The 26893-nt window shown below is 59.3% G+C and carries 21 protein-coding genes; 7 read left to right on the top strand and 14 right to left on the bottom strand.

Features of this window, described 5'->3' with window-relative positions:
- Positions 1-8 precede the first annotated feature (8 nt).
- The 4 genes from RYB09_RS25615 to hutU form a co-directional block, all read right to left on the bottom strand.
- Positions 9-839, bottom strand: coding sequence for a glycine betaine/L-proline ABC transporter ATP-binding protein (locus RYB09_RS25615; protein ID WP_007247035.1), 831 nt, complete (start codon positions 837-839; stop codon positions 9-11).
- Complete coding sequence (locus RYB09_RS25610; RefSeq protein ID WP_058401829.1) at positions 836-1687, bottom strand: ABC transporter permease; 852 nt, start codon at positions 1685-1687, stop codon at positions 836-838. The genes RYB09_RS25615 and RYB09_RS25610 overlap by 4 nt, the downstream gene beginning before the upstream one ends.
- 73 nt (positions 1688-1760) lie before the next feature.
- A complete protein-coding gene (locus RYB09_RS25605; protein WP_316890766.1) occupies positions 1761-2729 on the bottom strand; it encodes an ABC transporter substrate-binding protein in 969 nt (322 codons plus the stop codon).
- 112 nt (positions 2730-2841) lie between these two features.
- Positions 2842-4539 carry a urocanate hydratase gene (gene hutU / locus RYB09_RS25600; RefSeq protein WP_316890764.1) on the bottom strand — a complete coding sequence of 566 codons (1698 nt, stop codon included), beginning with the start codon at positions 4537-4539 and terminating at the stop codon, positions 2842-2844.
- Positions 4540-5190: 651 nt separating this feature from the next.
- Between hutU and betT the strand changes: the two genes are divergently transcribed.
- Positions 5191-7146, top strand: coding sequence for a choline BCCT transporter BetT (gene betT / locus RYB09_RS25595; RefSeq protein ID WP_206743391.1), 1956 nt, complete (start codon positions 5191-5193; stop codon positions 7144-7146).
- 169 nt (positions 7147-7315) lie between these two features.
- On the opposite strand, the gene RYB09_RS25590 is transcribed toward betT, so the two are convergent.
- Entirely contained in the window at positions 7316-8362 is a 1047-nt protein-coding gene (locus tag RYB09_RS25590; RefSeq protein ID WP_316890761.1) for a LacI family DNA-binding transcriptional regulator, read from the bottom strand.
- 173 nt (positions 8363-8535) lie between these two features.
- Here RYB09_RS25590 and RYB09_RS25585 point away from each other — a divergent pair, with 173 nt between their 5' ends.
- The 4 genes from RYB09_RS25585 (at position 8536) to mgrA (ending at position 14378) form a co-directional block, all read left to right on the top strand.
- Positions 8536-10851, top strand: coding sequence for a TonB-dependent receptor (locus tag RYB09_RS25585; RefSeq protein ID WP_316890782.1), 2316 nt, complete (start codon positions 8536-8538; stop codon positions 10849-10851).
- Positions 10852-10886: 35 nt separating this feature from the next.
- Positions 10887-12212: an LLM class flavin-dependent oxidoreductase gene (locus RYB09_RS25580; RefSeq protein ID WP_122258819.1), complete on the top strand. Its 1326-nt coding sequence runs from the start codon at positions 10887-10889 to the stop codon at positions 12210-12212.
- 111 nt (positions 12213-12323) lie between these two features.
- Complete coding sequence (locus tag RYB09_RS25575) at positions 12324-13259, top strand: sulfonate ABC transporter substrate-binding protein (RefSeq protein ID WP_122258820.1); 936 nt, start codon at positions 12324-12326, stop codon at positions 13257-13259.
- A gap of 81 nt (positions 13260-13340) precedes the next feature.
- Positions 13341-14378, top strand: coding sequence for an L-glyceraldehyde 3-phosphate reductase (gene mgrA, locus RYB09_RS25570; protein ID WP_004654952.1), 1038 nt, complete (start codon positions 13341-13343; stop codon positions 14376-14378).
- A gap of 177 nt (positions 14379-14555) precedes the next feature.
- Here the strand turns inward: mgrA and ntrC are convergent, their stop codons facing one another.
- From ntrC to glnA, 7 genes are all read right to left on the bottom strand, one after another.
- Positions 14556-15992 (bottom strand): nitrogen regulation protein NR(I), encoded by a 1437-nt coding sequence (gene ntrC / locus RYB09_RS25565; protein WP_002555721.1) that lies wholly within the window; start codon positions 15990-15992, stop codon positions 14556-14558.
- Complete coding sequence (gene glnL, locus RYB09_RS25560) at positions 15989-17074, bottom strand: nitrogen regulation protein NR(II) (protein WP_002555720.1); 1086 nt, start codon at positions 17072-17074, stop codon at positions 15989-15991. The genes ntrC and glnL overlap by 4 nt, the downstream gene beginning before the upstream one ends.
- Before the next feature lie 283 nt (positions 17075-17357).
- Positions 17358-17975 carry a DUF4124 domain-containing protein gene (locus tag RYB09_RS25555; RefSeq protein ID WP_058401836.1) on the bottom strand — a complete coding sequence of 206 codons (618 nt, stop codon included), beginning with the start codon at positions 17973-17975 and terminating at the stop codon, positions 17358-17360.
- Between the two features lie 11 nt (positions 17976-17986).
- On the bottom strand, positions 17987-18523 hold the full coding sequence (locus tag RYB09_RS25550) for a DUF4124 domain-containing protein (RefSeq protein WP_081003985.1): 537 nt from the start codon (positions 18521-18523) through the stop codon (positions 17987-17989).
- A 78-nt stretch (positions 18524-18601) separates the two neighbouring features.
- Positions 18602-19159 (bottom strand): chorismate mutase, encoded by a 558-nt coding sequence (locus tag RYB09_RS25545; RefSeq protein WP_316890758.1) that lies wholly within the window; start codon positions 19157-19159, stop codon positions 18602-18604.
- Between the two features lie 126 nt (positions 19160-19285).
- Positions 19286-19699: a cupin domain-containing protein gene (locus RYB09_RS25540; RefSeq protein WP_122258823.1), complete on the bottom strand. Its 414-nt coding sequence runs from the start codon at positions 19697-19699 to the stop codon at positions 19286-19288.
- A 164-nt stretch (positions 19700-19863) separates the two neighbouring features.
- Positions 19864-21270, bottom strand: a complete 1407-nt coding sequence (gene glnA, locus RYB09_RS25535) for a glutamate--ammonia ligase (RefSeq protein WP_002555716.1) — start codon at positions 21268-21270, stop codon at positions 19864-19866.
- Between the two features lie 335 nt (positions 21271-21605).
- Here glnA and thiI point away from each other — a divergent pair, with 335 nt between their 5' ends.
- Positions 21606-23060, top strand: a complete 1455-nt coding sequence (thiI, locus tag RYB09_RS25530) for a tRNA uracil 4-sulfurtransferase ThiI (protein ID WP_004654939.1) — start codon at positions 21606-21608, stop codon at positions 23058-23060.
- 144 nt (positions 23061-23204) lie between these two features.
- Positions 23205-25025, top strand: coding sequence for a translational GTPase TypA (gene typA / locus RYB09_RS25525; protein ID WP_002555714.1), 1821 nt, complete (start codon positions 23205-23207; stop codon positions 25023-25025).
- 111 nt (positions 25026-25136) lie between these two features.
- Here the strand turns inward: typA and RYB09_RS25520 are convergent, their stop codons facing one another.
- Together RYB09_RS25520 and RYB09_RS25515 are read right to left on the bottom strand one after the other, a co-directional pair.
- Positions 25137-25958, bottom strand: a complete 822-nt coding sequence (locus tag RYB09_RS25520; RefSeq protein WP_002555713.1) for a DeoR/GlpR family DNA-binding transcription regulator — start codon at positions 25956-25958, stop codon at positions 25137-25139.
- A gap of 123 nt (positions 25959-26081) precedes the next feature.
- Positions 26082-26855, bottom strand: coding sequence for an L-iditol 2-dehydrogenase (locus RYB09_RS25515; RefSeq protein ID WP_316890754.1), 774 nt, complete (start codon positions 26853-26855; stop codon positions 26082-26084).
- Between the last annotated feature and the right edge of the window lie 38 nt (positions 26856-26893).

The raw sequence follows: 26893 nt of genomic DNA, 5'->3' as shown, positions 1-26893 counted from the left end.
AACGGTCCTTAAAGGGTGGCCACGCGGCGCTGAACGAAACGGTCCACGTAATCGTCGGCGGGCGAGTGAAGGATTTCTTTCGGTGTACCGACCTGAATCAATCGGCCGTCCTTGAGGATCGCGATGCGATTGCCGATGCGTACCGCTTCGTCCAGGTCGTGGGTAATGAACACGATGGTCTTGTGCAGGCTGGCTTGCAGTTCCAGCAACTGGTCCTGCATTTCGGCGCGAATCAACGGGTCGAGGGCGCTGAAGGCTTCGTCCATGAGGATGATGTCGGTGTCCGCGGCCAGTGCTCGTGCCAGACCGACGCGCTGGCGCATGCCACCGGAAAGCTGGTGCGGGTATTTGTTTTCGTAGCCCTTCAGGCCGACGGTCGTGACCCAGTGCTGCGCGCGCTCCTGGCACAGCGCCTTGCTCTCTCCGCGCACTTTCAGGCCGTACGCGACGTTGGCCAGCACGGTCTTGTGCGGCAGCAGGCCGAAGCTCTGGAACACCATGCTGATCTTGTGCCGGCGGAATTGGCGCAGCGCTTCCATGTCGTAGCGCAGGATGTCTTCACCATCGACCAGAATCTCGCCGCTGGTAGGGTCGATCAGGCGATTGAAGTGGCGTACCAGCGTCGATTTGCCGGAACCGGACAGGCCCATGATGACGAAGATTTCGCCACTGCCGATCGACAGCGACAGGTCGTTGACCCCGACCACGCAGCCGGTTTGCGCCAGTACCTGATCCTTGCTCTGGTTCTGTTTGATCAGCGCCAGTGCTTCCTTTGAGCGGTTGCCAAAAATCTTGAATACGTTTTTAACGACGATCTTGTTCGGTTCCACGCTGCTCATTTGTGCGCCTCATGCCGTGGGCGGCCATAGGCCTGCGTGATTCGGTCGATGACGACCGCCAGAATGACGATGGCCAGACCCGCTTCCAGACCTCGCCCGACGTTGAGCGTCTGAATGCCCACCAGCACGTCTTCGCCCAGCCCGCGTGCGCCGATCATCGAAGCGATGACCACCATCGACAGCGCCATCATGGTGGTCTGGTTGATCCCGGCCATGATGCTCGGCATGGCCAGTGGCAGTTGCACACCAAACAGCTGCTGCCAGCGGTTGGCACCGAAGGCGTTGATGGCTTCCATCACTTCACCGTCGACCTGACGAATGCCCAGGTCGGTCAGACGAATCAATGGCGGTGCGGCGTAGATCACCGTGGCGAAGATGGCCGGGACCTTGCCCAGGCCGAACAGCATAAGCACCGGAATCAGGTAAACGAAGCTGGGCATGGTCTGCATGATGTCCAGCAGCGGCATCAGCACCGAGCGCAGGCGATTGCTGCGCGCGGAGAGAATGCCCAGCGGAATGCCGATCAGTACCGCAATGATCGTGGCGACCAGCATCAGCGCCAATGTCTGCATCAGCTTGTCCCACAACCCGACCGCGCCGACCAGAAACAGCAGGCCGACGATCACCACCGTGGTGACGATTTTGCGCGTCGCGTGCCAGGCGATACCGCCGACGATCATCAGCATCAGCCACCACGGAGCCATGCGCAGCAGGCTTTCGAGGTTGACGATGGCCCATAGCAGGGTGTCGGAGATGTGCCGGAACACATCGCCATACTGAGTCACCAGCGAGTCGACCCCGTCGTTGACCCAGTTGGCGATCGAGAAAGTGAAGCTTTCAGGAAACATAAGCGGCTCTCAAATGAGGTGTGTCGGGTCAACGTCAGGGCAGTCGGACTTGTCAGTCCGACTGCCCTTTCGTTTACAGCGAAGCGTCCACCTTTTTCGCGGCGTCTTCGCTGACCCATTTGTGCCAGACTTCGGGGTGCTCTTTCAGGAAAATCTTCGCCAGCTTCGGCGATTCGATGCGTTCCTTGGCCATGCGCCCCAGGTTCTGGTTGAGCAAATCGATAGGCAGGTTGACCTTTTCCAGGACTGCGACCAGTTCAGGGGCCTCGTCGTGGAACACTTTGGACACGCCGACCTTGATATCGATCGTCTTGTTGACCCCGGCTTTCTCCTCCAGATGCACCAGGTCCACCTGGCCCATGAGCGGAGTCGGCGACCAGTAGTAGGTCAGGATCGGCTCGCCACGTTTGTAGCTGGAGAGAATAGCCGCATCCAGCGCCGGGCCGGTGCCCGGGCGGAAGTTGGTGTATTTGCTTTCCAGGCCATAGCTCTTGAGCATTTCGCTGTTTTCCAGCTCGCAGGTCCAGCCAGCCGGGCAGTTGTAGAAGCGGCCTTTGCCGGGTTCTTCCTGATCCTTGAACACCGCCGAATACTGGGCCAGATCGCTGATGGATTTCAGGTTCGGCGCCTTGGCTTCAAGCTTGCGTTTGGCATCGCCTTCGATCACGTAACGCGGCACGTACCAGCCCTCGACTGCGCCGACGATGGGTGCGCCGACACCGACTACTTTCCCGGCTGCGGCGGCCTTGTTCCAGACCTCGCTACGGCCGACCCATTCTTCGGCGAAAATCTGGATGTCGTTGGTGCTCAGGGCGTTTTCCATGGCGATAGAATTACCGGGCAGGGCGTCCACGGCGCAGCCGTAACCCTTGTCCAGAATGACCTGCAGAACGTCGGTCAGCAGCATCGCGCTTTCCCAGTTCAGACCGGCGAACTTCACCGGTTTGCCTGATTCGCACCAGCCGGCAGCCTGACTTGCGCCTGCACTGGCGAGCAAGCCTGCGGATACCAAGGTGGTCAACAGGGCCTTTTTCATTTTCATTATCGATGCTCCCAAGCTTGAAATGGATGGCGGCAGCTTCAAGTAGGCATCCGGCCCGTGGGCATGTTCATGCCCGTTCCCCGAGTCTGTCGGTTTGATAACCGCAGACTCCTTAACGCCCGATCATCGGCAGGTTCAAGCCCTGCTCTTTGGCACAGTCGATGGCAATGTCATAACCGGCATCGGCATGGCGCATCACACCGGTGGCCGGGTCGTTGTGCAGGACGCGGGCGATGCGCTCGGCGGCTTCGTCCGTGCCGTCACAGACGATCACCATCCCGGAATGTTGCGAGAAGCCCATGCCCACGCCGCCGCCGTGGTGCAGCGAAACCCAGGTCGCGCCGCTGGCGGTGTTGAGCAGGGCGTTGAGCAGTGGCCAGTCGGAGACGGCATCGGAGCCATCGCGCATGGATTCGGTTTCGCGGTTGGGGCTGGCGACCGAACCGGAGTCCAGGTGGTCGCGACCAATCACCACCGGTGCCGACAGCTCGCCGCTGCGGACCATTTCGTTGAACGCTAAACCTAGCTTGGCGCGCTGACCCAGGCCGACCCAGCAGATACGCGCTGGCAAGCCCTGAAAGCTGATGCGCTCGCGGGCCATGTCCAGCCAGTTATGCAGGTGATCGTCGTCCGGAATCAGTTCCTTGACCTTGGCGTCGGTCTTGTAGATGTCTTCTGGGTCACCCGACAGCGCGGCCCAGCGGAACGGCCCGATGCCACGGCAGAACAGCGGACGGATGTAGGCGGGCACGAAACCCGGGAAATCGAAGGCATTGGTGACGCCGACTTCCTTGGCCATCTGGCGAATGTTGTTGCCATAGTCGAAGGTCGGAATGCCGGCTTGCTGGAAGGCGAGCATGGCTTCGACGTGTTCGGCCATCGATTGCTTGGCCGCCTTGACCACACTGGCCGGCTCGCTGACCGAGCGGGCACGGTACTCGTCCCAGGTCCAGCCTTTGGGCAGGTAGCCATTGAGCGGGTCGTGGGCGCTGGTCTGGTCGGTGACCATGTCCGGGCGCACACCGCGACGGACCATTTCCGGCAGGATGTCCGCCGCGTTGCCACACAGGGCGATGGAGATGGCTTTGCCTTCGGCCGTGTATTTCGCGATACGCGCCAGTGCGTCATCGAGATCAGCGGCCTGTTCGTCGACGTAGCGGGTCTTGATGCGGAAATCGATACGGCTCTGCTGGCATTCGATGTTCAGCGAGCAGGCCCCGGCCAATGTCGCGGCCAGCGGCTGCGCGCCACCCATGCCGCCCAAACCTGCGGTCAACACCCAGCGGCCCTTGAGGTTGCCGTCATAGTGCTGGCGACCGGCTTCGACGAAGGTTTCGTAAGTGCCTTGCACGATGCCCTGGCTGCCGATGTAGATCCAGCTGCCGGCGGTCATCTGGCCATACATGGCCAGGCCCTTGGCATCCAGTTCGTTGAAGTGCTCCCAGCTGGCCCAGTGCGGCACCAGGTTGGAGTTGGCGATCAATACGCGCGGGGCGTTGCTGTGGGTCTTGAACACGCCGACCGGCTTGCCGGACTGCACCAGCAGGGTTTCATCATCGTTGAGCTGAGTGAGGCTTTCGACGATCTTGTCGTAGCACTCCCAGTTGCGTGCGGCACGACCGATGCCACCGTAAACCACCAGTTCATTGGGGTTTTCGGCGACTTCCGGGTCGAGGTTGTTCATCAACATGCGCAGCGGTGCTTCGGTCAGCCAGCTCTTGGCGGTCAGTTGAGTACCGCGTGCAGCCCGTACGACGCCTTCGCGATGGCGGGTCCAGTCCTGCTTAAGGTCTTGATTATTCTCGGTCACAAAAAAATCCTCGGCGATCAATTCGAACCAGCCCGATGAAGGGCGAGCAGCGCCTGGCGAAGCAGGCCTATTCAGTTGGGTAGAAGACAGAGTGTTCAGCCTGTCTCTACTTGTACATACAAGCATATGCAATCAAAAGACCAACTTTGTGCTGTCGCTGTTTTTTGCCCATTGAATCTATCTGCAGGGCTTTATTTATGCGGGCCTGGTGCTTTTGATCAGCAAAGGGGCATTTCTCCGAAAAGGGCTGGACGTTGTTACCTGAATGACTTTTTGCGCAGTTTTGGGGCGGCAGGTAACAGATTGGTGCGGGGAATGTGTGCGCCGCGTTCGGGCCGGGAATGAACTGCCGCGGGGTGTTTGCAGGCAGCGCATTTGGCGGGCTGCAAATGGCCTCTTTAGCATGGGAACGATCCCGCTCAAGCATGCGTCATACCCAAGCCTGAGCGAGCATTCACTGGCCCCCGATTAGTCTTTACGGGCACTTTCATGTTTAAATTGAACGCTCGTTCAAGTTAAACCGGTGGTTCGCTGCCCGCTCATAACAGGAGGCTTACCCTTGCCGTATCCGCTTTTTGCAGTTGGTTTTATCAGTCCGGAGGCACGCAACCGATGAGCTCTCCGAGTACTTCTTCAAGCGGCAACGTCCGCATGAACGCTCCAGTGTTCTACTTCGCTGCGAGCTTTATTCTGATTTTCGGCATCGTTGTCATTGCCTTCCCGCAAGCCAGCGGAGAATGGCTGCTGGCGGCGCAAAACTGGGCGGCCAATACGGTCGGCTGGTACTACATGATGGTCATGACCCTGTATCTGGTCTTCGTGGTGGTCACCGCCTTGTCGGGCTTCGGCAAGATCAAGCTCGGTGCCGACCACGACGAACCCGAGTTCAGTTACCTGTCATGGGCCGGCATGCTGTTCGCCGCGGGGATCAGCATCACGCTGTTCTTCTTCTGCGTTTCAGAACCGCTGACACACCTTCTGCAACCGCCGCAGGGCGAAGGCGGTACGGCTGAGGCAGCGCGTCAGGGCATGCAATTGCTGTTTCTGCACTGGGGCCTGCATGGCTGGGGCGTGTTCGCCTTTGTCGGCATGGCGCTGGCCTACTTCGCTTATCGCCACAACCTGCCGCTGGCCCTGCGTTCGGCGCTGTACCCGCTGATCGGCAAGCGCATCAATGGCCCTATAGGCTATGCAGTCGATGGCTTCGGCATCATTGCGACCATCTTCGGCTTGGGCGCAGACATGGGCTTCGGGGTACTGCACCTGAATTCCGGTCTGGATTACCTGTTTGGCGTGGCGCATACCCACTGGATTCAGGTCGGTCTGATTACCCTGATGATGGGCGCGGCGATTCTGGTCGCGATAGCCGGTGTCGACAAGGGCGTGCGCGTCATGTCCGACATCAACATGCTGCTGGCCTGTGCGCTGCTGCTGTTCGTGCTGTTTGCCGGCCCGACTCAGCACTTGCTCAACACGCTGGTGCAGAACATCGGGGACTACCTGGGTGCGTTGCCGAGCAAGAGCTTCGACGTCTACGCCTATAACGAGCCGAGTGACTGGCTGGGCGGCTGGACCGTGTTCTATTGGGCCTGGTGGATTGCCTGGGCGCCATTCGTGGGCCTGTTCATTGCGCGTATTTCCCGTGGCCGGACCATTCGCGAGTTCGTCTTCGGCGTGCTGTTGATTCCGCTGGGCTTCACCCTGGCGTGGATGTCGATCTTCGGCAACAGCGCCATCGATCAGGTGCTCAACCACGGCATGACTGCGCTGGGCCAGTCGGCCATTGATGATCCATCGATGACCCTGTATCTGCTGCTGGAAACCTATCCGTGGAGCAAGACCGTCATTGCGGTCACGGTATTTATCAGCTTTGTGTTCTTTGTCACCTCTGCCGATTCGGGCACGGTGGTGCTGTCGACGCTTTCCGCCAAAGGCGGCAACCCTGACGAAGACGGTCCGAAATGGCTGCGGGTGTTCTGGGGTGTGGCGACTGCACTGATCACCAGCGGCCTGCTGTTCTCGGGCAGTATCGATGCGCTTAAATCAGCGGTGGTGCTGACGTCGTTGCCGTTCTCGCTGATCCTGCTGCTGATGATGTGGGGCCTGCACAAAGCGTTCGTCATGGAATCCCAGCGCCAGATTGCGCAACTGTATTCGCTGGCGCCAGTGTCCGGTTCACGACGTGGCGGCTGGCGTCAGCGCCTGAGCCAGGCTGTGCATTACCCGTCGCGAGACGAGGTGTATCGCTTCCTCGACCAGACCGTGCGTCCGGCCATTGATGAAGTGACGGCGGTGTTTGTCGAGAAGGGCTTGAGCGTGGTCAACGTACCTGACCCGTCCAACGACTCGGTGACTCTGGAAATCGGTCACGGCGAAGAGCGTCCGTTCATCTATCAGGTGCAGATGAAAGGCTTCTTCACCCCTTCGTTCGCCCGTGGCGGCATGGGTTCCAAACAGTTGAACAACCGCCGCTACTACCGCGCCGAGGTTCACCTGAGCGAAGGCAGTCAGGACTACGACCTGGTGGGCTACACCAAGGAACAGGTCATCAACGACGTGCTCGATCAGTACGAGCGGCATATGCAGTTCCTGCATCTGGTGCGGTGATCGGGGCGTGGGGGGCGGTTACAACTATCGTCCCTCACGCTCTGCGCCGCGCCTCATGTTCAGGAGAGGACGCAGAGCGTCCAGAACGGCATGCGACGCGTAGCGTCGCACGATGGTTACAGGGTCATCGTTCCTCACGCTCCCGCTTAGGCTCGAGAGTGCGGCAGGCTCACGTACTCTCTCGCTCTACCAATCTGCATTCCAGCAGGTTCAGGCGTTGTATCTCTCCCTCTACTGGTAACACTCCGAGGCTTTCAAGCACCCGCGTGGCGGCCATTACGCCGATCTGCAGTGCGGGCGGTTTGATGGTGGTCAGGCTGGGCAGCATCATTTCTGCGAAGGCGTAGTCGCCAAAACCCATCACGGCGCAATCCTGCGGAATACTCAGGCCTGCGCGCTGGCTGGCGAGCAGGGCGCCGGCTGCCAGGTTGTCGTTGGCGAAGAAGATCGCGTCAGGGCGGGGCTCTTGGTTCATCAGGGTGTCCATCGCCTGTTTGCCTGCCTCGAATGGCGCTCGGTCCGCGTCCGGGACGAAGACCCACGGCGTGATACCGAGCCCTTCCAGAGTCGCAGCGTAGCCGTCACGCCGCTCCAGTGCGCTGAAGTCGCCTGCGATGCTGTTCTGCACGAACGCTATGCGGCGGTAGCCTTTGCCGTACAAATAGCGGGCTGCCGTGACGCCGACCTCATAATGAGAAAAGCCAATCTGGATCGGGCTGCGTTCGGGCTGGTGGTCCCAGGTTTCGATCACCGGGACATCGGTCTGCTCGATCATTTTCTCGGTAGCCGGGCTGTGGAAGCGACTGGTCAGCACCAGCGCAGCCGGAGACCAGCCCAGAAACGCCCGCACTGCGCTTTCTTCCTGCTCCGCGGAAAAGTAGCTGGAGGCCAGCAGCAACTGGAAACCGTGCTGGCTCAGCGTGTCGCTGAAACCCTGAATGGTGTTGGCGAAGATCGGCCCGGAGATGTTGGGAATCACCATCGCTACTACCCGGCTGCGCGCCGACGCCAGGCCGCCTGCCACCAGATTGGGCACATAGCCCAGCGCATTGACCACGGCTGCAATTCGCTCACGCAGTTCAGGCGAGACTTGCTCCGGCTGATTGAAATAGCGCGATACGGTAATGGCCGAGACACCGGCCTCACGCGCCACTGCCGTGATCGTCACCCGGCCTGCGCCTCGGCGTTTGCGTGTCGCGGGTTTCTCGTCGGCCATGCTCGATCACTTCGTATAAAAGTAAAAAGAATATAAAACTAATTTTTCAGTATTGGACGATCTATTCGCCATTTCCTGATACTGGCGATGTTAGCGCTAACAAAGATGGTTTGTCTGCTACTCGCCACCGCGAATGCCCGGACCCCGGTTTAGCCAGCAATCAACAGGCGCCAGTGCGTATCGCATTGTCGGATCAGGGCATATTTCAGGTAGGCACGCAGATGCACACAACACATGGGGATGGCGTCAAATACACACTTCTGGCGCAAGCCATCGATCAGGCTCATGTGGCGCGGGGGCGCCGTTATGGCTGGCTGTTGATGGGGCTTGCGGCGTTGCCATGGGTTCCGGCAATGGCAGATAACGCAGCAACGCAGAGCACTGAAACGGTAGCGCTGGAGTCCGTCACCGTAACGGCCACACGCCGTGAAGAGTCGTTGCAAAAAGTACCGGTCGCAGTTTCGGTGATTCAGGGCGAGCAACTGGAGCGGGACAATCGCAACGGCGTGGCCAGCATCGTGCAGCAAGTGCCTTCGCTGAATTTCCGTACCGGTGCGTCCAACAAGGACACCTCGCTGTTCATTCGCGGTGTCGGCACCATTTCCACCTCGCCGGGTGTCGAGCCGACGGTGGCGACAGTGATCGATGGCGTGGTGTATGCACGTCCGGGCCAGGCCACGCTGGACCTGCTCGACCTTGAGCGCATCGAAGTGCTGCGCGGCCCGCAGGGCACGTTGTTCGGCAAGAACGCCTCGGCTGGCGTGCTCAACGTCACAACCAAGGCACCGACCGAAGAGACCCACGGTTACATCGATCAGTCGTACTACAGCGGCAACGAAAGCCGCACCCGTTTCGGCATCGGCGGCAGTCTGATTCCGCAAACCCTCAAGGGCTCGATTACCACGCTGTTTGGCAGCTATGACGGCAACGTCGATAACAAGCTCAACGGTCAGGAAGTCAACGGTTACAACCGCAAGGGCGCACGCGGCAAGCTGGAATTCACACCCAACGACGACATCACCTTCACCCTTGCCGCGGACTACATGCAGTCCCATGACGACGCGCCCAATGGCGTAGTGAGCAAGGCGCTGACCCCGGCGTTCGCCAGTGCGCTGTCACCGGTACGCGCCGACAGTGACAACCGCAACGTGCTCAGTGATTACCGCAGCCATGTCGAGGACGTCAACAAGGGCCTGTCCGGCCAGCTCGACTGGCAACTGGGCGATTACACCCTGACTTCCATTACCGCCTGGCGGGGCTGGGATAACACCCAGTATCAGGATGGCGACCGTCTCGGGACCGTCACTGCTGCCTTTCCCGGCACCGAAGACAAAGGCGATCTGGAGTTCAACCAGTACTCTCAGGAGCTGCGTCTGGCGTCGCCGAAAGGCCAGTTTGTCGAATACGTGGGCGGTCTGTTTTACATGCACGGCAAGAGCGACGAGACCTATCAGCGCACGCTGATAACGCCGACGACTCAGGATCGCGGCATCGCCGACTACAGCACTACCACTGACAGCTACTCGGTATTCGGCGAAACCACGTTCAACTTCACCCCGGACGTCCGTGCGATTGCCGGGGCACGCTGGACCCACGACGATCTGGAATACGATCATCGCCGCGTATCGACATCGGCTACGACCGTCAGCGGTATTCAGCCTGCGACCAGCAGTTCCGGTTCGGTGGACGAGGACGGCAAGTCCGGACGGCTGGGTCTGCAATATGACCTGAGCGACAGTGTGATGACCTACATCACCTACTCGCGCGGCTATAAAGGCCCGGCCTACAACGTGTTCTTCAACATGCAGCCGCGTGACACCGAGGCCTTGAAACCGGAGACCTCGAACACCTGGGAAGTCGGGGTCAAGGCCACCACCTGGAACAATCGCCTGACCACCAACCTGGCGGTGTTCCACAGCGATTACGACAACTATCAGGCGAACTTTTTCGACAGCGTTGCCGGGCAGGTTGTCACGCGCCTGATCAACGCAGGCAGTGTCAGCACTGAAGGCGTCGAGCTGGATTACGCCTTGCAGGCCACCCGTAACCTGAAATTCTCCGGCGCGCTGTCCTACACCAAGGCGCGCATCGACAGCTTTGCCTGCCCGGCCGGTGCAGCGGCGTCGTGCAACGTCGATGGCAAAACCCTGCCGTATAGCCCGGACTGGAAAAGCTACGTTCGTGCCGACTACACCATCCCGCTGGACAACGGTCTGGATATCGAGCTGGGCACCGATTACAGCTGGCAGAGCGAAGTGCAGTACGACATCAGCCAGAACCCGGACACCAAGCAGGGCGCTTACGGCATCTGGAACGCCAGCGTTGCGCTGGCCGATTACAACAGTGGCTGGCGCGTGGCACTGCTCGGCAAGAACCTGGCAGACAAGTCCTATTCGCCGATGCTGGCCACGGGTGGCAGCTATGTTTACCGGTCTGTACCGCGTGATGACGAGCGTTATTTCGGCGTACAGCTACGCAAGGATTTCTGAGTCGTGGCCCGCGGTAACACAGTAAGGAGTGAAGAATGAGCACGACAGCTCGACAGATGAAACTCGGCGCTTTTCTGATGGCCACCGGGCACCATGTTGCGGCCTGGCGTCACCCGGATGTGCCTGCCGATGCAGGGCTGGATTTCAAGCACTACCGGCACGTGGCCAAGGTCGCGGAAGCGGCGAAATTCGATACGTTGTTCGTGGCCGACAGTGTGGCTGCCGCCACCGGCGATATCGCCAGCCGCATGGCCCGTTCTGATCATTTCGAGCCGCTGACCCTGCTCTCGGCGTTGAGCGCGGTGACCGATCACATCGGTCTGATCGCGACGGCGACCACCACCTACAACGAGCCGTATCACGTTGCTCGCAAGTTCGCCTCGCTGGATCACTTGTCCGGGGGGCGAGCGGGCTGGAATCTGGTGACCTCCGATGCCGCCGCCGAAGCGCAGAACTTCGGTCGCGCCGAGCATGTGGGGCATGCCGAGCGTTATAGCCGCGCACGGGAGTTTCATCAGGTGGTGACCGGCCTGTGGGACAGCTGGGCAGATGACGCGTTTACCCGCGACAAGACCAGCGGTGAATATTACGACCCGGCCAAATTACATGTGCTCAATCATCACGGTGAGCACTTCAGTGTCAAAGGCCCGCTGAACGTGGCGCGTTCGCCGCAAGGGCAGCCCGTGGTCGTGCAGGCGGGTTCCTCTGAAGTCGGCCGCGATCTGGCGGCGCAGACCGCGGAAGTGGTGTTCACCGCACAGACCTCGCTGGCCAGTGCCCAAGCGTTTTATGCGGACATCAAGGGCCGCCTTGGCGCCTACGGACGTGACGCAGATTCGCTGAAAGTCATGCCCGGCGTGTTCATTGTCGTGGCCGAAACCGAGGCGTTGGCAAAAGCGAAATTCGAGTCGTTTCAGGAGTTGGTCGAGCCCCAGGTGGGTGTCGCCCTGCTAGGCCGTATGCTGGGCAATTTCGACCTGTCGGGCTACCCGCTGGACGGCCCTTTGCCAGAGCTGCCGCTAACTGACAGCGGCCAGCGCAGCCGGCAGAAACTGCTCACCGAACTGGCCGATCAGGAAAACCTGACCCTGGCGCAACTGGGACGGCGGATTGCCGGTGGGCGAGGGCATTACAGCCTGATCGGTACGCCTGAGCAGATCGCTGATGAGCTGCAACGCTGGTTCGAGCAAGGCGCGGCGGATGGCTTCAATGTGCTGGTGCCGCATCTGCCGGGTGGTCTGGAAGATGTCGCGCAGTTGCTGGTGCCGGAGTTGCAGCGGCGCGGGCTGTTTCGTACTGAATATGAAGGCACAACGTTGCGCGAAAACCTGGGGCTGCAGCGGCCTGCTTATGGATTTTGATAATTCCCGTACCAGATACCGAGCCTGGCTGCAGAGAGGTGACGCGCAGCGTCACGGGATGCATGCCAACGCAGAGCATTGGCACGAGAGTCGACCGAGAAAGGATTACCCATGAAACCATTCACCTTCATCGCCGCCATTCTGGCTTTCAGCGGCTTGCTCAACACAGCTTCTGCCGACGAACCTGACGCGCTACGCATCGGCTATCAGAAGGGCTCGATCACGCTGGTGCTGGCCAAGGAATACGGCCTGCTGGAGAAGCGCTTTGCTGATACAAAAATCAAATGGATCGAATTCCCGGCCGGGCCGCAGATGCTTGAAGCACTGAATATCGGCAGCCTGGACATTGCCTCTACCGGTGACATTCCGCCGATCTTTGCTCAGGTTGCCGGGGCAGACCTGGTCTACATCGGCGCAGAACCGGCCAAGCCACAGGCGGAAACCATCCTGGTGCGCAACGAAAGCCCGCTGCACAGCGTGGCAGAGCTGAAAGGCCGCAAAGTGGCACTTCAGAAAGGCTCCAGCTCGCATAACGTGGTGTTGCGCTTGTTGAACAAGGCAGGGTTGACGTTCAAGGATATTCAGCCGATTTACCTGACCCCCGCCGATGCCCGCGCCGCCTTTGAAAACGGCAGTGTCGATGCCTGGGCAATCTGGGATCCGTACTACTCCATCGCCCTGAACGAAGGCCATAGCCGCCTGCTGGCCAATGGCGAAGGGCTTGGACTGTCCGGGCCGTTCTATACCGCACGCCGGGCTTTTGCCGAGAAAAATGCGGCGTTTGTGCAGCAGGTTCTCGACGAACTGACCGTCGCCGATGGGCTGTCGCGCTCGCAGCGTGCCGAGAGTATTCAGATACTGGCGCGCAGCATGGGCTTGTCCGAAGCGGTCATGACTCAGTATCTTGACCATCGGCCCGTATCACCCAGCCTGCCGATCACGCCGGAGATCGTACGCGCGCAACAGGCGACCGCTGATCTGTTTTACGACAACCACTTGATACCCAAGCGGGTCGACATTCAGCAGGTTGTCTGGCAAAAGCCATGATTCCGGCGTTGCGAACAGGCGTCGCCTGTTCGCAAACGCAATCAAGACGCCTCGAATATCCCCCAGACAAGAGAGGATTCAATGACCTACATTGCTGCCGAAAATCGTTACGAAGACATGCCTTATCGCCGTACCGGCCGCAGCGGGCTGGTGCTTCCGGCGCTGTCGCTCGGCCTGTGGCACAACTTCGGTGACAGCACGCCGATCGACACTCAGCGCGCCATGTTGCGCACGGCGTTCGATCTGGGCATCAACCATTTCGACCTGGCCAACAACTATGGCCCGCCCTACGGCAGCGCCGAGATCAACTTCGGTCGCCTGCTGCGCGAAGACTTCAAGCACTACCGCGATGAACTGATCATCTCCAGCAAGGCTGGCTGGGATATGTGGCCAGGGCCGTACGGGCAGGGCGGTGGTTCGCGCAAATACGTGCTCGCCAGCCTCGATCAGAGCCTGCAGCGCATGGGCCTGGATTACGTCGATATTTTTTACTCGCACCGCTTCGACCCGGACACCCCGCTGGAAGAAACCGCCAGCGCGCTGGCTACGGCAGTGCAGCAGGGCAAGGCTTTGTACATCGGCATCTCGTCGTATTCCGGGGCCAAGACCCGCGAAATAGCGGCGTTGCTCAAAGAGTGGAAAGTGCCGTTGCTGATTCACCAGCCGGCTTACAACCTGCTCAACCGTTGGGTTGAGAAAGACCTGCTCGACGCTACCGAAGAGCTGGGCGCGGGCGTGATCGCCTTTACCGCGCTGGCCCAGGGGCTGCTGTCGGACAAGTACCTGAACGGCGTGCCCAAGGATGCGCGGGTCAATCGTCCGGGCGGCGGCTCGTTACAGGCTTCGCACCTGTCCGAGCAGAACATCGCCCACGTGCGTGCGCTCAACGAAATCGCCCAGCGTCGTGGTCAGAGCCTGGCACAAATGGCCCTGGCCTGGACGCTGCGTGACCCGCGCGTGACGTCAGCGCTGATCGGTGCGAGCCGTCCCGAGCAGATTGTCGAAAACGTCGGCGCGCTGAAGAACCTGGCGTTCAGCCCGGAAGAACTGGCCGAGATCGACAGCTTTGCGGTGGAAGGCGGAATCAACCTGTGGGAAAAACCGTCACTGGCTGAGTGATGCGGTGCTGAGCTGCGCGTTACACGCAATTCCTGAGATGACTATCGTTCCCACGCTCTGCGTGGGAATGCAGTTCTGGACGCTCTACGTCCTGCCTTGAATAGTAGGCGCGGCGCAGAGTGTTTCGAAATGCATGCCAATGCGGAGCATTGGCACCAATGACCATCATATAACCACTCAGCCCTCATCAGCCTCGTCGTCATCCCCACCGTCGACCTTCATGCCCAGTTCCTTGATCTTGCGGGTCAAGGTGTTGCGGCCCCAGCCCAGCAGCACGGCGGCGTCGCGGCGGCGACCGGCGGTGTGCTTGAGGGCGGTTTCGATCATGATCCGCTCGAAGGTCGGCACGGCGCTGTCCAGCAGGCTGGACTGACCACGAGACAAGGCCTGATCGGCCCACTGGCGCAGCGCCTGTTCCCAGTTGGTGACCGGCGCAGCGTCCTGCGGCAGGCTCAGCAGTTCCGGTGGCAGGTCGCTGATGTGCACTTCACGACCCGACGCCATGACCGTGATCCAGCGGCAGGTGTTTTCCAGCTGACGCACGTTGCCAGGCCACGGCAGATGCTTGAGGTATTCCTCGGTCTCGGCCTTGAGCAGCTTGGGTTCGACCGCCAGTTCCTGAGCCGCGCGGCTGAGGAAGTGCTTGGCCAGGGTCGGGATGTCTTCACGACGGTCCGACATGCGCGGAATGTGGATACGGATCACGTTCAGGCGGTGGAACAAGTCTTCACGGAATTTTCCGGCCTGTACCAGGGTTTCCAGATTCTGGTGTGTCGCGGCAATGATCCGCACATCGACCTTGACCGGCGTGTGCCCGCCTACCCGGTAGAACTCGCCATCGGCCAGCACGCGCAACAGACGGGTCTGGGTGTCGGCTGGCATATCGCCAATTTCATCGAGAAACAGCGTGCCGCCGTCAGCCTGTTCAAAACGACCGCGACGCAGGTTAGCCGCGCCGGTGAATGCGCCTTTTTCGTGGCCGAAAAGCTCCGATTCCATCAAGTCCTTGGGAATCGCCGCCATGTTCAGCGCAATGAACGGCGACGCCGAGCGCGGGCTGTGGCGGTGCAGTGCATGAGCGACCAGCTCCTTGCCGGTCCCCGACTCACCGTTGATCAACACGGTGATGTTGGAATGGCTCAGGCGCCCGATGGCGCGAAACACTTCCTGCATCGCTGGCGCTTCGCCAATGATTTCAGGGGTGCGGGTCAGCGTCGGAGCGACGTCCAGGCCTTGCTGTTCCTGGGCGTGCTGATTGGCGCGTTTGACCAGCGAGACGGCTTCATCGACGTCGAACGGCTTGGGCAGGTACTCGAAAGCGCCACCCTGATAAGACGCCACGGCGCTGTCCAGATCTGAATGGGCGGTCATGATGATCACCGGCAGACGCGGATGCTGCTCGCGAATCCGCGCCAGCAGGTCCAGGCCACTGGCGCCGGGCATGCGGATGTCGGAAATGATTACGTCCGGCTGCTGACGGGCCAGACGGCTCATCACCCCGTCGGCGCTGTCGAAGCTTTGTGTGGTCATGCCTTCCTGTTGCAAGGCCTTTTCCAGTACCCAGCGGATAGAACGATCGTCGTCTACGATCCAGACAGTTTCACTACGGCTCATGTCGAAGCTGCTCCTTGTTCCAGCGGCAGGAAGATCGAGAACGTGGTGTGGCCGGGATGGCTGTCACACTCGATCAGGCCCTGGTGCTGGCTGATGATGTTCTGGGTAATGGCAAGACCTAGCCCTGTGCCATCCGGGCGGCCACTGACCATCGGGTAAAAAATGGTTTCCTGAAGTTCGGCCGGAATACCGGGGCCGTTGTCGATGATTTCGATCTTGCTGACCAGTCGATGGCGAACGTGGCCGATGGTGAACTGGCGCATGGCGCGGGTGCGCAGGGTGATCCGTCCCAGGCGCAGCTCGTTCTGGCCGCTGATGGCCTGCATGGCGTTGCGCACGATATTGAGCACGGCCTGGATCATTTGCTCGCGGTCGATCAAGACGTCGGGAATGCTTGGGTCATAGTCGCGCACCAGCGTGATGCAGCCCTGACTTTCGGCCTCGACCAGGCTGCACACTCGTTCAAGCACTTCGTGCACGTTGGTCATCGCCAGCGACGGCAGCTTGTTGGAACCCAGCATGCGGTCGACCAGATTACGCAGACGGTCGGCCTCTTCGATGATCACGTTGGTGTAATCCTTGAGGCTTTCTTCAGGCAGCTCGCGGGCCAGCAGCTGTGCGGCACCGCGAATTCCGCCCAGCGGATTCTTTATTTCGTGAGCCAGGCCACGCACCAGCATCTTGGTGGTTTCCTGCTTGGACAACTGGGCCTCTTCCTTGGTAATGCGCAGCAGCCTGTCACGTGGGTGCACTTCAAGCAGCAGCAGGGTATCGCCCTTGCTGAGGATCGGCGTCACGGCATAGTCGACAGTCAGTGTCTGACCGGTCAGTGCGGTGAGCATCGCTTCGCGCTTGGTGAAAGGATGAGCCTGTTCCACTGCCTGACGCAGCGAACTCAGTGCCTCAGCCGACTCGGTGAACAGCTCGCTGATGAATTGCCCATGGCTGCGCTGCCCGCTGATGGCGAGCAGCATTTCCGCTGCCGGGTTCATGTACTCAAGTCGCAGGTCGGCGTTGAGCAGAATGGTGGCAGTGGTCAGGTTATCCAGTAACAGTCTGTGCAGCGCGTCGCTGATAGTCATGAATCGTGTTGACCTCTTTTGGCACATTGCAGTTGCGCAATGCTGGTGCTGGTTGGTCTGCGCCAGCAGGAGCAAGGCCACCAATACGGTGCTGTCTCAGTGAAGTTGCAAAAACCAAACCAAGGCTCCGAAAAGAAGCGCTTTATCTGCAAAACCGGGCCGTTTTTCGAGCGAGTGCCCGCATACGGCGCTACTTACACCGCGTTCCTGAACCAAATTGGACTGTATTGTTGCGCAGGCGTGCAGATGGCGCACCAAAAAGGTGCTTCGACTTTGCCGAGGATCACAAGAAAGGCAGGATGCTGCTTTTAGGCTCGGGCTTGTCCTTGAGTGGGCACTCGGGACGCACGCCGTAGTCATCCTCCTTGCAGGGATGAGTCGCGCGTTTTTGCGCCAGGGAAATACGCTGCAGATGAAACGGCTGGTTCGGCGTTTTTTCCAGAACACGGCCAAGCTCGTCGAAAATCTCTACCGACAACTGGTGTGTGCCGCGATCCACATTGCTCAGCGGGAAGACAGGGCTGCGGCCAGCCTCGCCGACGGCAACGCCATCCAGCAGTAGCCGGTAGCTGTGTCCCGGCTGTAACACCGGTTCGCTGGTGACGGTAACGATCAGATCACCACTGGGATTGACCAGTGTGGCGTCCGGCTCGGGCACCAGAATTCTCAGCAGTTGATAATGAAACATCGGCTGCACGGCGGGTTTGGCAGGGTGTGCTTTCAAGGTTCGGGTTGGCGGCGTGCCGGTCATGTTGTTGCTGGGTGGAATATCGACGCGCTTGGCGTTCTTGCGCGGCTGGTCGGTAAACACCCGATTGCCTTGCGCGTCGATGTAGGTATAGACGTCGGCAGCGGCTGGCAACGCCATTAGCAGCAGCAGGCAGATCAGCGCGCTGTGCATTCTGTGTCTGTTCATGGTTTACCGAGGTGCACGCGCTGAATAGTCAGCGTAATGGTCTCGCTCTGCTGAATAATCCGCTCGCCGTCTTTTACCACTACCGCGAAGCTGTGCTCGCCACGATCGATGTTGACCACTTGAAAGCGCGGCAGGTTGGAGGGCTGCCCGTACAGGTTGCCGTCCAGCAGCAGTTGCAGGCTGTGAGTCGGTTGCAGACGCGGCTGGATCTTCACGCCAATGATGAACGTGCCGTTGTTGGCACGTAATGCTTCATCGGCTGGCAGGTCCGTCAGTTCCAGTACGTCGTAGGCCGTTTGTGGCTGTGGCTGAGGTTGTGCAGGGGCCGGTTGCGGGGTGCTGTTGACGACCGGTCTGGCGGGCGTCTGCGTTTCTATGCTGTTGAGTGGCGGCAGCTCGACCACTTCGGTTTTGGTGCCGTTGGGTGGCTGATTGCTGAACGCAGTGTTGCCGTTCGCATCGGTGTACTTATAGATCTGCGCCAAGGCAGGCAGGCTGATCAACAGCAGCAGGCAAATCAGGCTTTGACGCATGAGACTCTCGACAGCAATGGCACAATTGGCCGTCAGCATAGAACACATCGCCCTATGCTGCGCTATCCGCCTGATGTGTCAGAGGTTTGCCGAGCAAAGATCGGCGGTGGCCAGTACCAGTGCCTGATCATGAATCGGGTCGGTCTGATAGCGCTTGAGCGCCATATCCAGCTTTATCCTGCAGTCTTCGGTCTTGCGCAGTGGCTGGAAGTCGGCGTAGGCCTGGAGCAGTTGGGTTTGCAGGCGATCCAGCTTCGGACGGATGTCATCGACCAGGCTGAGTCTGACCGTGTCGGGCGCTTTGCCTGCCGCGTGCCACTGGGCGAGCAGGGCGTTCTGCACCTGTTTATTGGCTTCGATCTGGGCGCGGAACAGACGTTGAATATCATCGGGGTTGAGCTTGAACTCGGCAGCGCGGGCCTGGGCGGCGCTGATCACTTGCTGTTCGCGTGGCGGGTCCTCGACCGCCTTGCCGCTGTCCCATTTGCTCAGGGCAACCTGATCGGCGATGGACAGGCGCTCGCTGATGGCTTGCAACAGCGGCTCGATAGCAGAGGGCTTCTGCTCGGCGGCGAAGGCGAAGCAGGAAGACATGCACGTCAGGGTCAGCAGGGAAGAGGCCAGAAGCAGGCGCATATTCAACTCCATATTGATCGGGGCGGGTTCAGAGTTAAGCCCGATTCTTGGGTATGCAGCCAGTGCCCGGTGGTGAAAAGAATTTCACGTTGCAAGGCTGCATTCCGCGTACGTGCTGGTGAGAGCTTATTGCGACAACGGCGTTGCTTCTGTCGCGGCGTAGAAGACGATAAGTTCGACCGGTGTGTCGCCCGTCTTGCCGCGGTGCACGATATCAACCATCTCTGCGAGTGCGTCGCCTTTTTTCAGGCGGATTTCCTTGTTGCTGTCCCGTTTTTCGACGGTGATTTCTCCTGAGGCCACGTAGGCGGCGTTGGGGATCGAATGGCTATGCCATTTCAGCGCGGTGTTTGCAGGAATGTTGATTTTCAGAACGGTCAGCTCGGGCTGGCCTTTGGGGTAGGCAATGTAAGGCGTGCCATCCCAGGAAGTTTTGCTTTTCAGCAGAACACGGGATTCGACGGTGGGGCTTGCCTGTTGGGCAACGGCGTTGCCTGTCAGTGCTATCAGGGCAGCTGTGATCAGAAGTCTGTAGGGCATGTCGGGATGGCCTTGCTGGCTGAAATTCGAGCCAGAAGTTTGCCCGGTATTTTTTTTCTGATGCGGTATCCCGTTATTGCACAAAATAAAAAATCGGTCCTCAGAAACAAAGAAACCTCCCGAAGGAGGTCTCTTGTTACGCCATCAACGCTGGCGCGGCTGGATTAGCAGCTGTAGTACAGCTCATATTCCAGTGGGTGTACGAAGGTACGAACGCGGATTTCTTCTTCGCTTTTCAGTGCGATGTAAGCGTCGATGAAGTCGTCGCTGAACACGCCGCCTTTGGTCAGGAACGCACGGCCCTTGTCCAGTTCTTCCAGCGCTTCTTTCAGGCTGCCGCAAACTTGTGGGATCTCTTTGGCCTCTTCAGGCGGCAGGTCATACAGGTTCTTGTCAGCTGCGTCGCCAGGGTGGATCTTGTTCTGGATGCCGTCCAGGCCAGCCATCAACAGAGCCGCGAAGGCCAGGTACGGGTTGGCCGAAGGATCCGGGAAGCGTGCTTCGATACGACGGCCGCGTGGGCTGTTGACGTAAGGAATACGGATCGAGGCGGAACGGTTACGCGCCGAGTAGGCCAGCATGACCGGCGCTTCGAAGCCTGGAACCAGACGCTTGTACGAGTTGGTGGACGGGTTGGTAAAGCCGTTCAGCGCCTTGCCGTGCTTGATGATGCCGCCGATGAAGTACAGAGCGAGGTCGGACAGACCGGCATAGCCTTCACCTGCGAAGGTGTTCTTGCCATCTTTGGCGATGGACATGTGCACGTGCATGCCTGAACCGTTATCACCGTACAGAGGCTTTGGCATGAAGGTCGCGGTGCGGCCGTAAGCGTCAGCAACGTTGTGAACAACGTATTTCAGGGTCTGAACTTCGTCAGCCTTTTTAACCAGCGTGTTGAATTTCACGCCGATTTCGTTCTGGCCAGCGGTCGCCACTTCGTGGTGGTGAACTTCAACGGTCTGGCCCATTTCTTCCAGAGCGTTGCACATGGCGGTACGGATTTCGTGGTCATGGTCGAACGGCGGAACCGGGAAGTAACCGCCTTTGACGCCTGGGCGGTGGCCTTTGTTGCCGCCTTCCACGTCCTGGTCGGACATCCACGAACCTTGCTCAGAGAAGATCTTGAACATGGAGCCCGAGATGTCGGACTTGAATTTCACTTCGTCGAAGATGAAGAATTCTGGCTCAGGGCCTGCGAATACGGTGTCACCGATACCGGTGGACTTCAGGTATTCCTCGGCGCGACGAGCGATGGCGCGTGGGTCACGATCGTAACCTTGCATGGTCGACGGTTCGATGATGTCGCACACCAGGATCAGGGTCGGTTCTTCGGTGAACGGGTCCAGAACAGCGGTTTCGTCGTCCGGCAGCAAAATCATGTCGGAAGCTTCGATGCCTTTCCAGCCAGAGATGGAGGAGCCGTCGAACATCTTGCCGACTTCGAAGAAGTCATCTTCCAGCGCATCGCGAGCTGGCATGGTCACGTGGTGCTGCGTACCTTTAGTGTCCGTGAAGCGCAGATCAATCCACTTAACGTCATGATCTTTGATGAGTTGAACCGACTTCGACATGGTGTCCTCCGGGTGGCTAAGAACCGCCTTCTATAGGCTGGGTCCCTTGAATTTGGGTGATGCCGGCGCGAATATTCTGCCAAGGCAACCTGCCTCACAAGGGAGCAATTTGCATGCCAGTGCCCCGTGTTGGGTTTTTTGCTTCAAAAGCAGGCTTTCAGGGGATTTAAACGCGTCTGCCGAGAAAAGTACGCACTGTTATGGCGCTGCAATTTGGTGCGTCGACTCTTTTTGGTGCGTTGATGGTCGGGTGTACGATAACTGGTTAAACGTTGAGCAATTTCCGCTATAATCCGCGCCCCCCTTTTTCAGTCGGCACCTCACGCGCTGTTTCCATGAAACTAATCGTTAAAGTTTTTCCAGAAATCACCATTAAAAGCCCGCCGGTGCGCAAGAAATTCATCCGGCAACTGGGCAAGAACATTCGTACCGTGCTCCGTGAACTGGACGCGGACATTGTCGTGGGTGGCGTATGGGACAACCTTGAGGTGGAGACCCGCCAGACCGACCCCAAAGTGCTGCAGGGCATCAGGGACCGGCTGAGTTGCATGCCGGGCATTGCCAACTTTCTGCAGGTGGCCGAGTACCCGTTGGGCGACATGGATGACATCGTCGCCAAGTGCAAACTGCACTACGCCGACCTGCTGCCCGGCAAGATGTTTTCAGTGCGTTGCAAACGCGCCGGTCGTCACGATTTCAGCTCGATGGATGTCGAGAAATACGTCGGTAGCAAGTTGCGAATGCAATGCGGCGCTGCCGGAATCGAGCTGAAAAAGCCCGATCTGGTCGTGCGCATGGAAATTCGCGACCAACGGTTGTTTGTCGTTCATGACCAGCATCAGGGCATGGGCGGCTACCCGCTGGGTGCGCTGGAGCAGACCCTGGTATTGATGTCCGGCGGGTTCGATTCGACCGTCGCAGCCTACCAGATCATGCGCCGCGGCCTTATGGCGCACTTCTGCTTCTTCAATCTGGGCGGACGTGCCCATGAACTGGGCGTGATGGAAGTCGCTCACTTCATCTGGAAGAAGTACGGCAGTTCGCAGCGGGTGCTGTTTGTCAGCGTGCCATTCGAGGAAGTTCTCGGAGAAATTCTGCAGAAAGTCGATAACAGTCATATGGGTGTAGTTTTGAAGCGTATGATGTTACGCGCTGCATCCGCCGTGGCTGATCGTCTCGAAATCGACGTGCTGGTAACTGGCGAAGCGATTTCACAGGTTGCCAGCCAGACGCTGCCGAACCTGTCGCTGATCGACGCGGCGACCGACAAGCTGGTCCTGCGACCGCTGGTTGCGAGCCACAAGCAGGACATCGTGGACCTGGCGACTGAAATCGGCACTGCCGATTTTGCCCGGCACATGCCTGAGTATTGCGGGGTGATTTCGGTCAACCCGAAGACCAACGCCAAGCGAAATCGCGTTGAGTACGAAGAAAAACAGTTCGACATGGCGATTCTCGAGCAAGCGCTTGAACGCGCGAAGCTGATTTCGATCGATCGGGTCATCGACGATCTGAGCCGCAATGTCGACATAGAAGAAGTCAGCCAGGCGCTGGCCGGTCAGGTCATCATCGACATCCGTCACCCGGATGCCCAAGAGGACCAGCCGCTGCAAGTGCCTGGCGTGGAGATACAGACGTTGCCGTTCTACGCATTGAACAGCCGTTTCAAGGCACTGGATGACACGCGCCAGTACCTTTTGTATTGCGACAAAGGCGTCATGAGTCGCCTGCATGCTCACCATTTGCTCAGTGAGGGGCATGCCAATGTGCGCGTTTATCGACCGAGCTAAGTGCCCGGGGCTGTTTGCCTGTGGCTTGCGTCACCGGCCCCCCGACACCAGTCGTCATGCCGTAACGGCTTTTGCCGACTCGAAATAGTTAATCGCTGCCTTATAAACAGTCAGCAGACCGAATCCTCTGATCGAGATACACAAGTGATCGAAAATCTACGCAACATCGCCATCATTGCCCACGTTGACCATGGTAAGACCACCCTGGTAGACAAACTCCTGCGCCAGTCCGGCACCCTTGAGCGCAACGAGCTCAACGACGAGCGCGTGATGGACTCCAACGACCAGGAAAAAGAGCGCGGTATTACCATTCTCGCGAAGAACACCGCGATCAACTGGAATGGCTACCACATCAACATCGTGGACACCCCTGGCCACGCCGACTTCGGTGGTGAAGTAGAGCGCGTGATGTCGATGGTTGACTCCGTACTGCTGCTGGTTGATGCCCAGGACGGCCCTATGCCGCAAACCCGTTTTGTGACCAAGAAGGCTTTCGAAGCCGGCCTGCGTCCAATCGTGGTCATCAACAAGGTTGACCGTCCAGGTGCGCGTCCGGACTGGGTTCTGGACCAGATCTTCGACCTGTTCGACAACCTCGGTGCTACCGAAGAACAGCTGGACTTCAAAGTCGTCTACGCCTCGGCCCTGAACGGTATTGCCGGTCTGGAACACACCGACATGGCTGAAGACATGACTCCGCTGTATCAGTCGATCGTCGACCACGTTCCTGCGCCAAAAGTTGACCGTGACGGCCCGTTCCAGATGCAGATCTCGGCTCTGGACTACAACAGCTTCCTGGGCGTCATCGGTGTTGGCCGTATCGCTCGCGGTCGCGTCAAGCCAAACACCCCGGTTGTTGCTATCGATGCCGAAGGCAAGAAGCGCAACGGTCGTATCCTGAAGCTGATGGGTCACCACGGTCTGCACCGTGTGGACGTTGAAGAAGCAGCTGCCGGCGACATCGTCTGCATCAGCGGCTTCGACCAGCTGTTCATCTCCGACACCCTGTGCGATCCGCTGAATGTTGAAGCGATGAAGCCGCTGACCGTCGACGAGCCAACCGTTTCGATGACCTTCCAGGTTAACGACTCGCCGTTCTGCGGTAAGGAAGGCAAGTTCGTCACCAGCCGTAACATCAAGGAACGTCTGGACAAGGAACTGCTGTACAACGTTGCCCTGCGCGTTGAAGAAGGCGACACCGCCGACAAGTTCAAGGTCTCCGGCCGTGGTGAGCTGCACCTCTCGGTACTGATCGAAACCATGCGTCGCGAAGGCTTCGAAATGGGTGTTGGTCGTCCGGAAGTGATCATCCGTCGCGTAGGCGACGTGAAGCACGAACCGTATGAAAACGTGACCATCGACCTGCCGGAAGAATCCCAGGGCGCGATCATGGAGCAAATGGGTCTGCGTAAAGGCGACCTGACCAACATGGTTCCGGATGGCAAGGGCCGTGTTCGCCTTGAGTACAACATCCCGGCCCGTGGCCTGATCGGTTTCCGTAACGAGTTCCTGACCCTCACCTCCGGTGCTGGCATCCTGACCTCGATCTTCGACCGTTACGACGTGATGAAGTCCGGCGACATGTCCGGCCGTCAGAACGGCGTTCTGGTTTCGGTTGAAACCGGCAAGGCGTTGACCTACTCCCTGGAAACCCTGCAAGCGCGCGGCAAGCTGTTCGTCGAGCACGGTCAGGAAATCTATGGTGGTCAGATCGTTGGTCTGAACAGCCGCGACAACGACCTGGGTGTGAACCCTACCAAAGGCAAGAAGCTCGACAACATGCGTGCTTCGGGCAAAGACGAAACCATCGCTCTGGTTCCACCTGTCAAGTTCACCCTTGAACAGGCTCTGGAATTCATCCAGGACGACGAGCTGTGCGAAGTAACGCCGAAATCCATCCGTCTTCGCAAGAAGATCCTGGACGAAAGCGAGCGTACCCGCGCTGCCAAGAAAGCCAAGGCTTGATACTTAGCCCGCGCTGAATAAAAAACCCCGGTCGAGAGACCGGGGTTTTTTTATGCCTGATGGATTATCGGGACACGCAGCCGGCTGAAGCTCAGGGCGGGTATCAAGTGTCTAGCGCTTGCCACCCACCGGGGCCAGCAACAATTCGATACGCTGCTTACGGATACCATCCGCTGCCGCTTCAGCCAGTGCGGCATCGGTGATGATGGTGTCGAACTGCTCGAGCCCTGCCACCTTGTACATGCCGAAGGTGCCGTATTTCGAGCTGGTCGCGACCAATACGGTTTGCGAGGCTGACTGCATGGCGGCCTGTTTGACCTCGACTTTCAGCGCCGACGGCGTAGTCGTGCCGCGTTGCAGGTCCCACGAGCTGGTCGACATGAAGGCCACGTCGGTCGCCAGTTGCCGCAACGTCGCTGCCGCCAGCCCGCCTACGCTGGAGCGGTTCGGATGATCGAGCAGCCCGCCGGTGTGAATCACATCTACATGCGCAGCATCGGCCAGTGCGTTGACTACGCCGAAATCATTGGTCACCACTGTCATGCCTGACAGCGCGATGATATGCGGGACGATTTCCAGTGTGCTGGTGCCCGCGTCCAGGTAAATCGTCATGTCCGGATGCAGCAAACCCGCCGCGAGCCTCGCCATGCCCTGTTTGTGCGGCAGCTCTATAACCGCCTTGGACTGATGGCTGGGCTCGCTGTGCACCTGGCTGGCGATACGCACGCCACCGGTGACTGAATAGGCCCGGCCTTCCTGTTCCAGCTGGGCGATATCGCGGCGGATGGTCATGTGCGAGCAGTCGAACATCTCCATCAACTGATGAACGCTGAGCACCTGATGCTTGCGCAATTGACGCAGCATCAGCTCCCGGCGCTGATCGGGGATCATAGGTGTACCGCCGGAAATGGCGATCTCCTCTTCAGTGGACATTCGTGCTCCTTGATGAGCCGCCAAGACAACAGGCGGTCCGCGCATCTTAGCCAATCGCTCCGGCAATGGAAGCAGCGACGGGCCTTTTTGCACGGACTTGCTCATCTTTGCAGGCAGTCCACCTCAGTTCATCCAGTTGCCACCATCGACGTTATAGGTCTGCGCGACCACGTATTCACTGTCCGGCGAAGCAAGGAAAATCGCCATGCCGGTCAGGTCGTCCGCCGTGCCCATACGTCCGTATGGCACCTGCTCGCCGACCAGTTTCTTCTTCTCGCCCAGCGGGCGGTTTTCATAGCGGGCGAACATCGCATCCACGCCATCCCAGTGTTCGCCATCGACCACGCCCGGTGCGATAGCGTTGACGTTGATGCCATGCCTGATGAGGTCCAGTCCGGCCGATTGGGTCAGGCTGATCACCGCAGCCTTGGTCGCGCAGTACACCGCCACCAGCGCCTCGCCACGCCGTCCGGCCTGGCTGGCCATGTTGATGATCTTGCCGCCGTGTCCCTGGGCAATCATTTGCCTGGCTGCAGCCTGCAAAGTGAACAGGGTGCCCGCGACGTTGATCGAAAACAGCCGTTCGTAACTGTCGCGGGTGATATCGACAATTGGTGCCAGATCAAACAGCGCGGCGTTGTTGATCAGGATATCCAGCTTGCCGGTCTGTGTGACCACAGCGGCGATGGCCTGATCGATGGACGCCTGATCCGTGACGTCCATCCGCACCGCATAAGCGTTGGGGCCCAGTTCGGTCGCTGTCGCCTGTGCGCGCTGCAGGTCGATATCGGCAATCGCCACGCGCGCACCTTCGTGAATGTACGCCTGCGCAAACGCCCGCCCGATGCCTCGCGCCGATCCGGTGATCAGCGCGCTTTTACCTTCAAGTCGTTTCATGGGTTCATCATCCTTCCAATACAGTTGAGGGCCGCAGC

It is taken from the genome of Pseudomonas syringae group sp. J254-4 (genome assembly GCF_032586855.1).
Lineage (GTDB): Bacteria > Pseudomonadota > Gammaproteobacteria > Pseudomonadales > Pseudomonadaceae > Aquipseudomonas > Aquipseudomonas amygdali.
The sequence above is the reverse complement of the archived record's forward strand: the minus strand, read 5'-3'. Positions and strand labels throughout refer to the sequence as shown.

Coding starts and splice junctions, on each gene's coding strand:
- RYB09_RS25615 (WP_007247035.1), bottom strand. CDS start 839: ATGAGCAGCGTGGAACCGAACAAGATCGTCGTTAAAAACGTATTCAAG.
- RYB09_RS25610 (WP_058401829.1), bottom strand. CDS start 1,687: ATGTTTCCTGAAAGCTTCACTTTCTCGATCGCCAACTGGGTCAACGAC.
- RYB09_RS25605 (WP_316890766.1), bottom strand. CDS start 2,729: ATGAAAATGAAAAAGGCCCTGTTGACCACCTTGGTATCCGCAGGCTTG.
- betT (WP_206743391.1), top strand. CDS start 5,191: ATGAACGCTCCAGTGTTCTACTTCGCTGCGAGCTTTATTCTGATTTTC.
- RYB09_RS25590 (WP_316890761.1), bottom strand. CDS start 8,362: ATGGCCGACGAGAAACCCGCGACACGCAAACGCCGAGGCGCAGGCCGG.
- RYB09_RS25580 (WP_122258819.1), top strand. CDS start 10,887: ATGAGCACGACAGCTCGACAGATGAAACTCGGCGCTTTTCTGATGGCC.
- RYB09_RS25575 (WP_122258820.1), top strand. CDS start 12,324: ATGAAACCATTCACCTTCATCGCCGCCATTCTGGCTTTCAGCGGCTTG.
- mgrA (WP_004654952.1), top strand. CDS start 13,341: ATGACCTACATTGCTGCCGAAAATCGTTACGAAGACATGCCTTATCGC.
- ntrC (WP_002555721.1), bottom strand. CDS start 15,992: ATGAGCCGTAGTGAAACTGTCTGGATCGTAGACGACGATCGTTCTATC.
- glnL (WP_002555720.1), bottom strand. CDS start 17,074: ATGACTATCAGCGACGCGCTGCACAGACTGTTACTGGATAACCTGACC.
- RYB09_RS25555 (WP_058401836.1), bottom strand. CDS start 17,975: ATGCACAGCGCGCTGATCTGCCTGCTGCTGCTAATGGCGTTGCCAGCC.
- RYB09_RS25550 (WP_081003985.1), bottom strand. CDS start 18,523: ATGCGTCAAAGCCTGATTTGCCTGCTGCTGTTGATCAGCCTGCCTGCC.
- RYB09_RS25545 (WP_316890758.1), bottom strand. CDS start 19,159: ATGCGCCTGCTTCTGGCCTCTTCCCTGCTGACCCTGACGTGCATGTCT.
- RYB09_RS25540 (WP_122258823.1), bottom strand. CDS start 19,699: ATGCCCTACAGACTTCTGATCACAGCTGCCCTGATAGCACTGACAGGC.
- glnA (WP_002555716.1), bottom strand. CDS start 21,270: ATGTCGAAGTCGGTTCAACTCATCAAAGATCATGACGTTAAGTGGATT.
- thiI (WP_004654939.1), top strand. CDS start 21,606: ATGAAACTAATCGTTAAAGTTTTTCCAGAAATCACCATTAAAAGCCCG.
- RYB09_RS25520 (WP_002555713.1), bottom strand. CDS start 25,958: ATGTCCACTGAAGAGGAGATCGCCATTTCCGGCGGTACACCTATGATC.
- RYB09_RS25515 (WP_316890754.1), bottom strand. CDS start 26,855: ATGAAACGACTTGAAGGTAAAAGCGCGCTGATCACCGGATCGGCGCGA.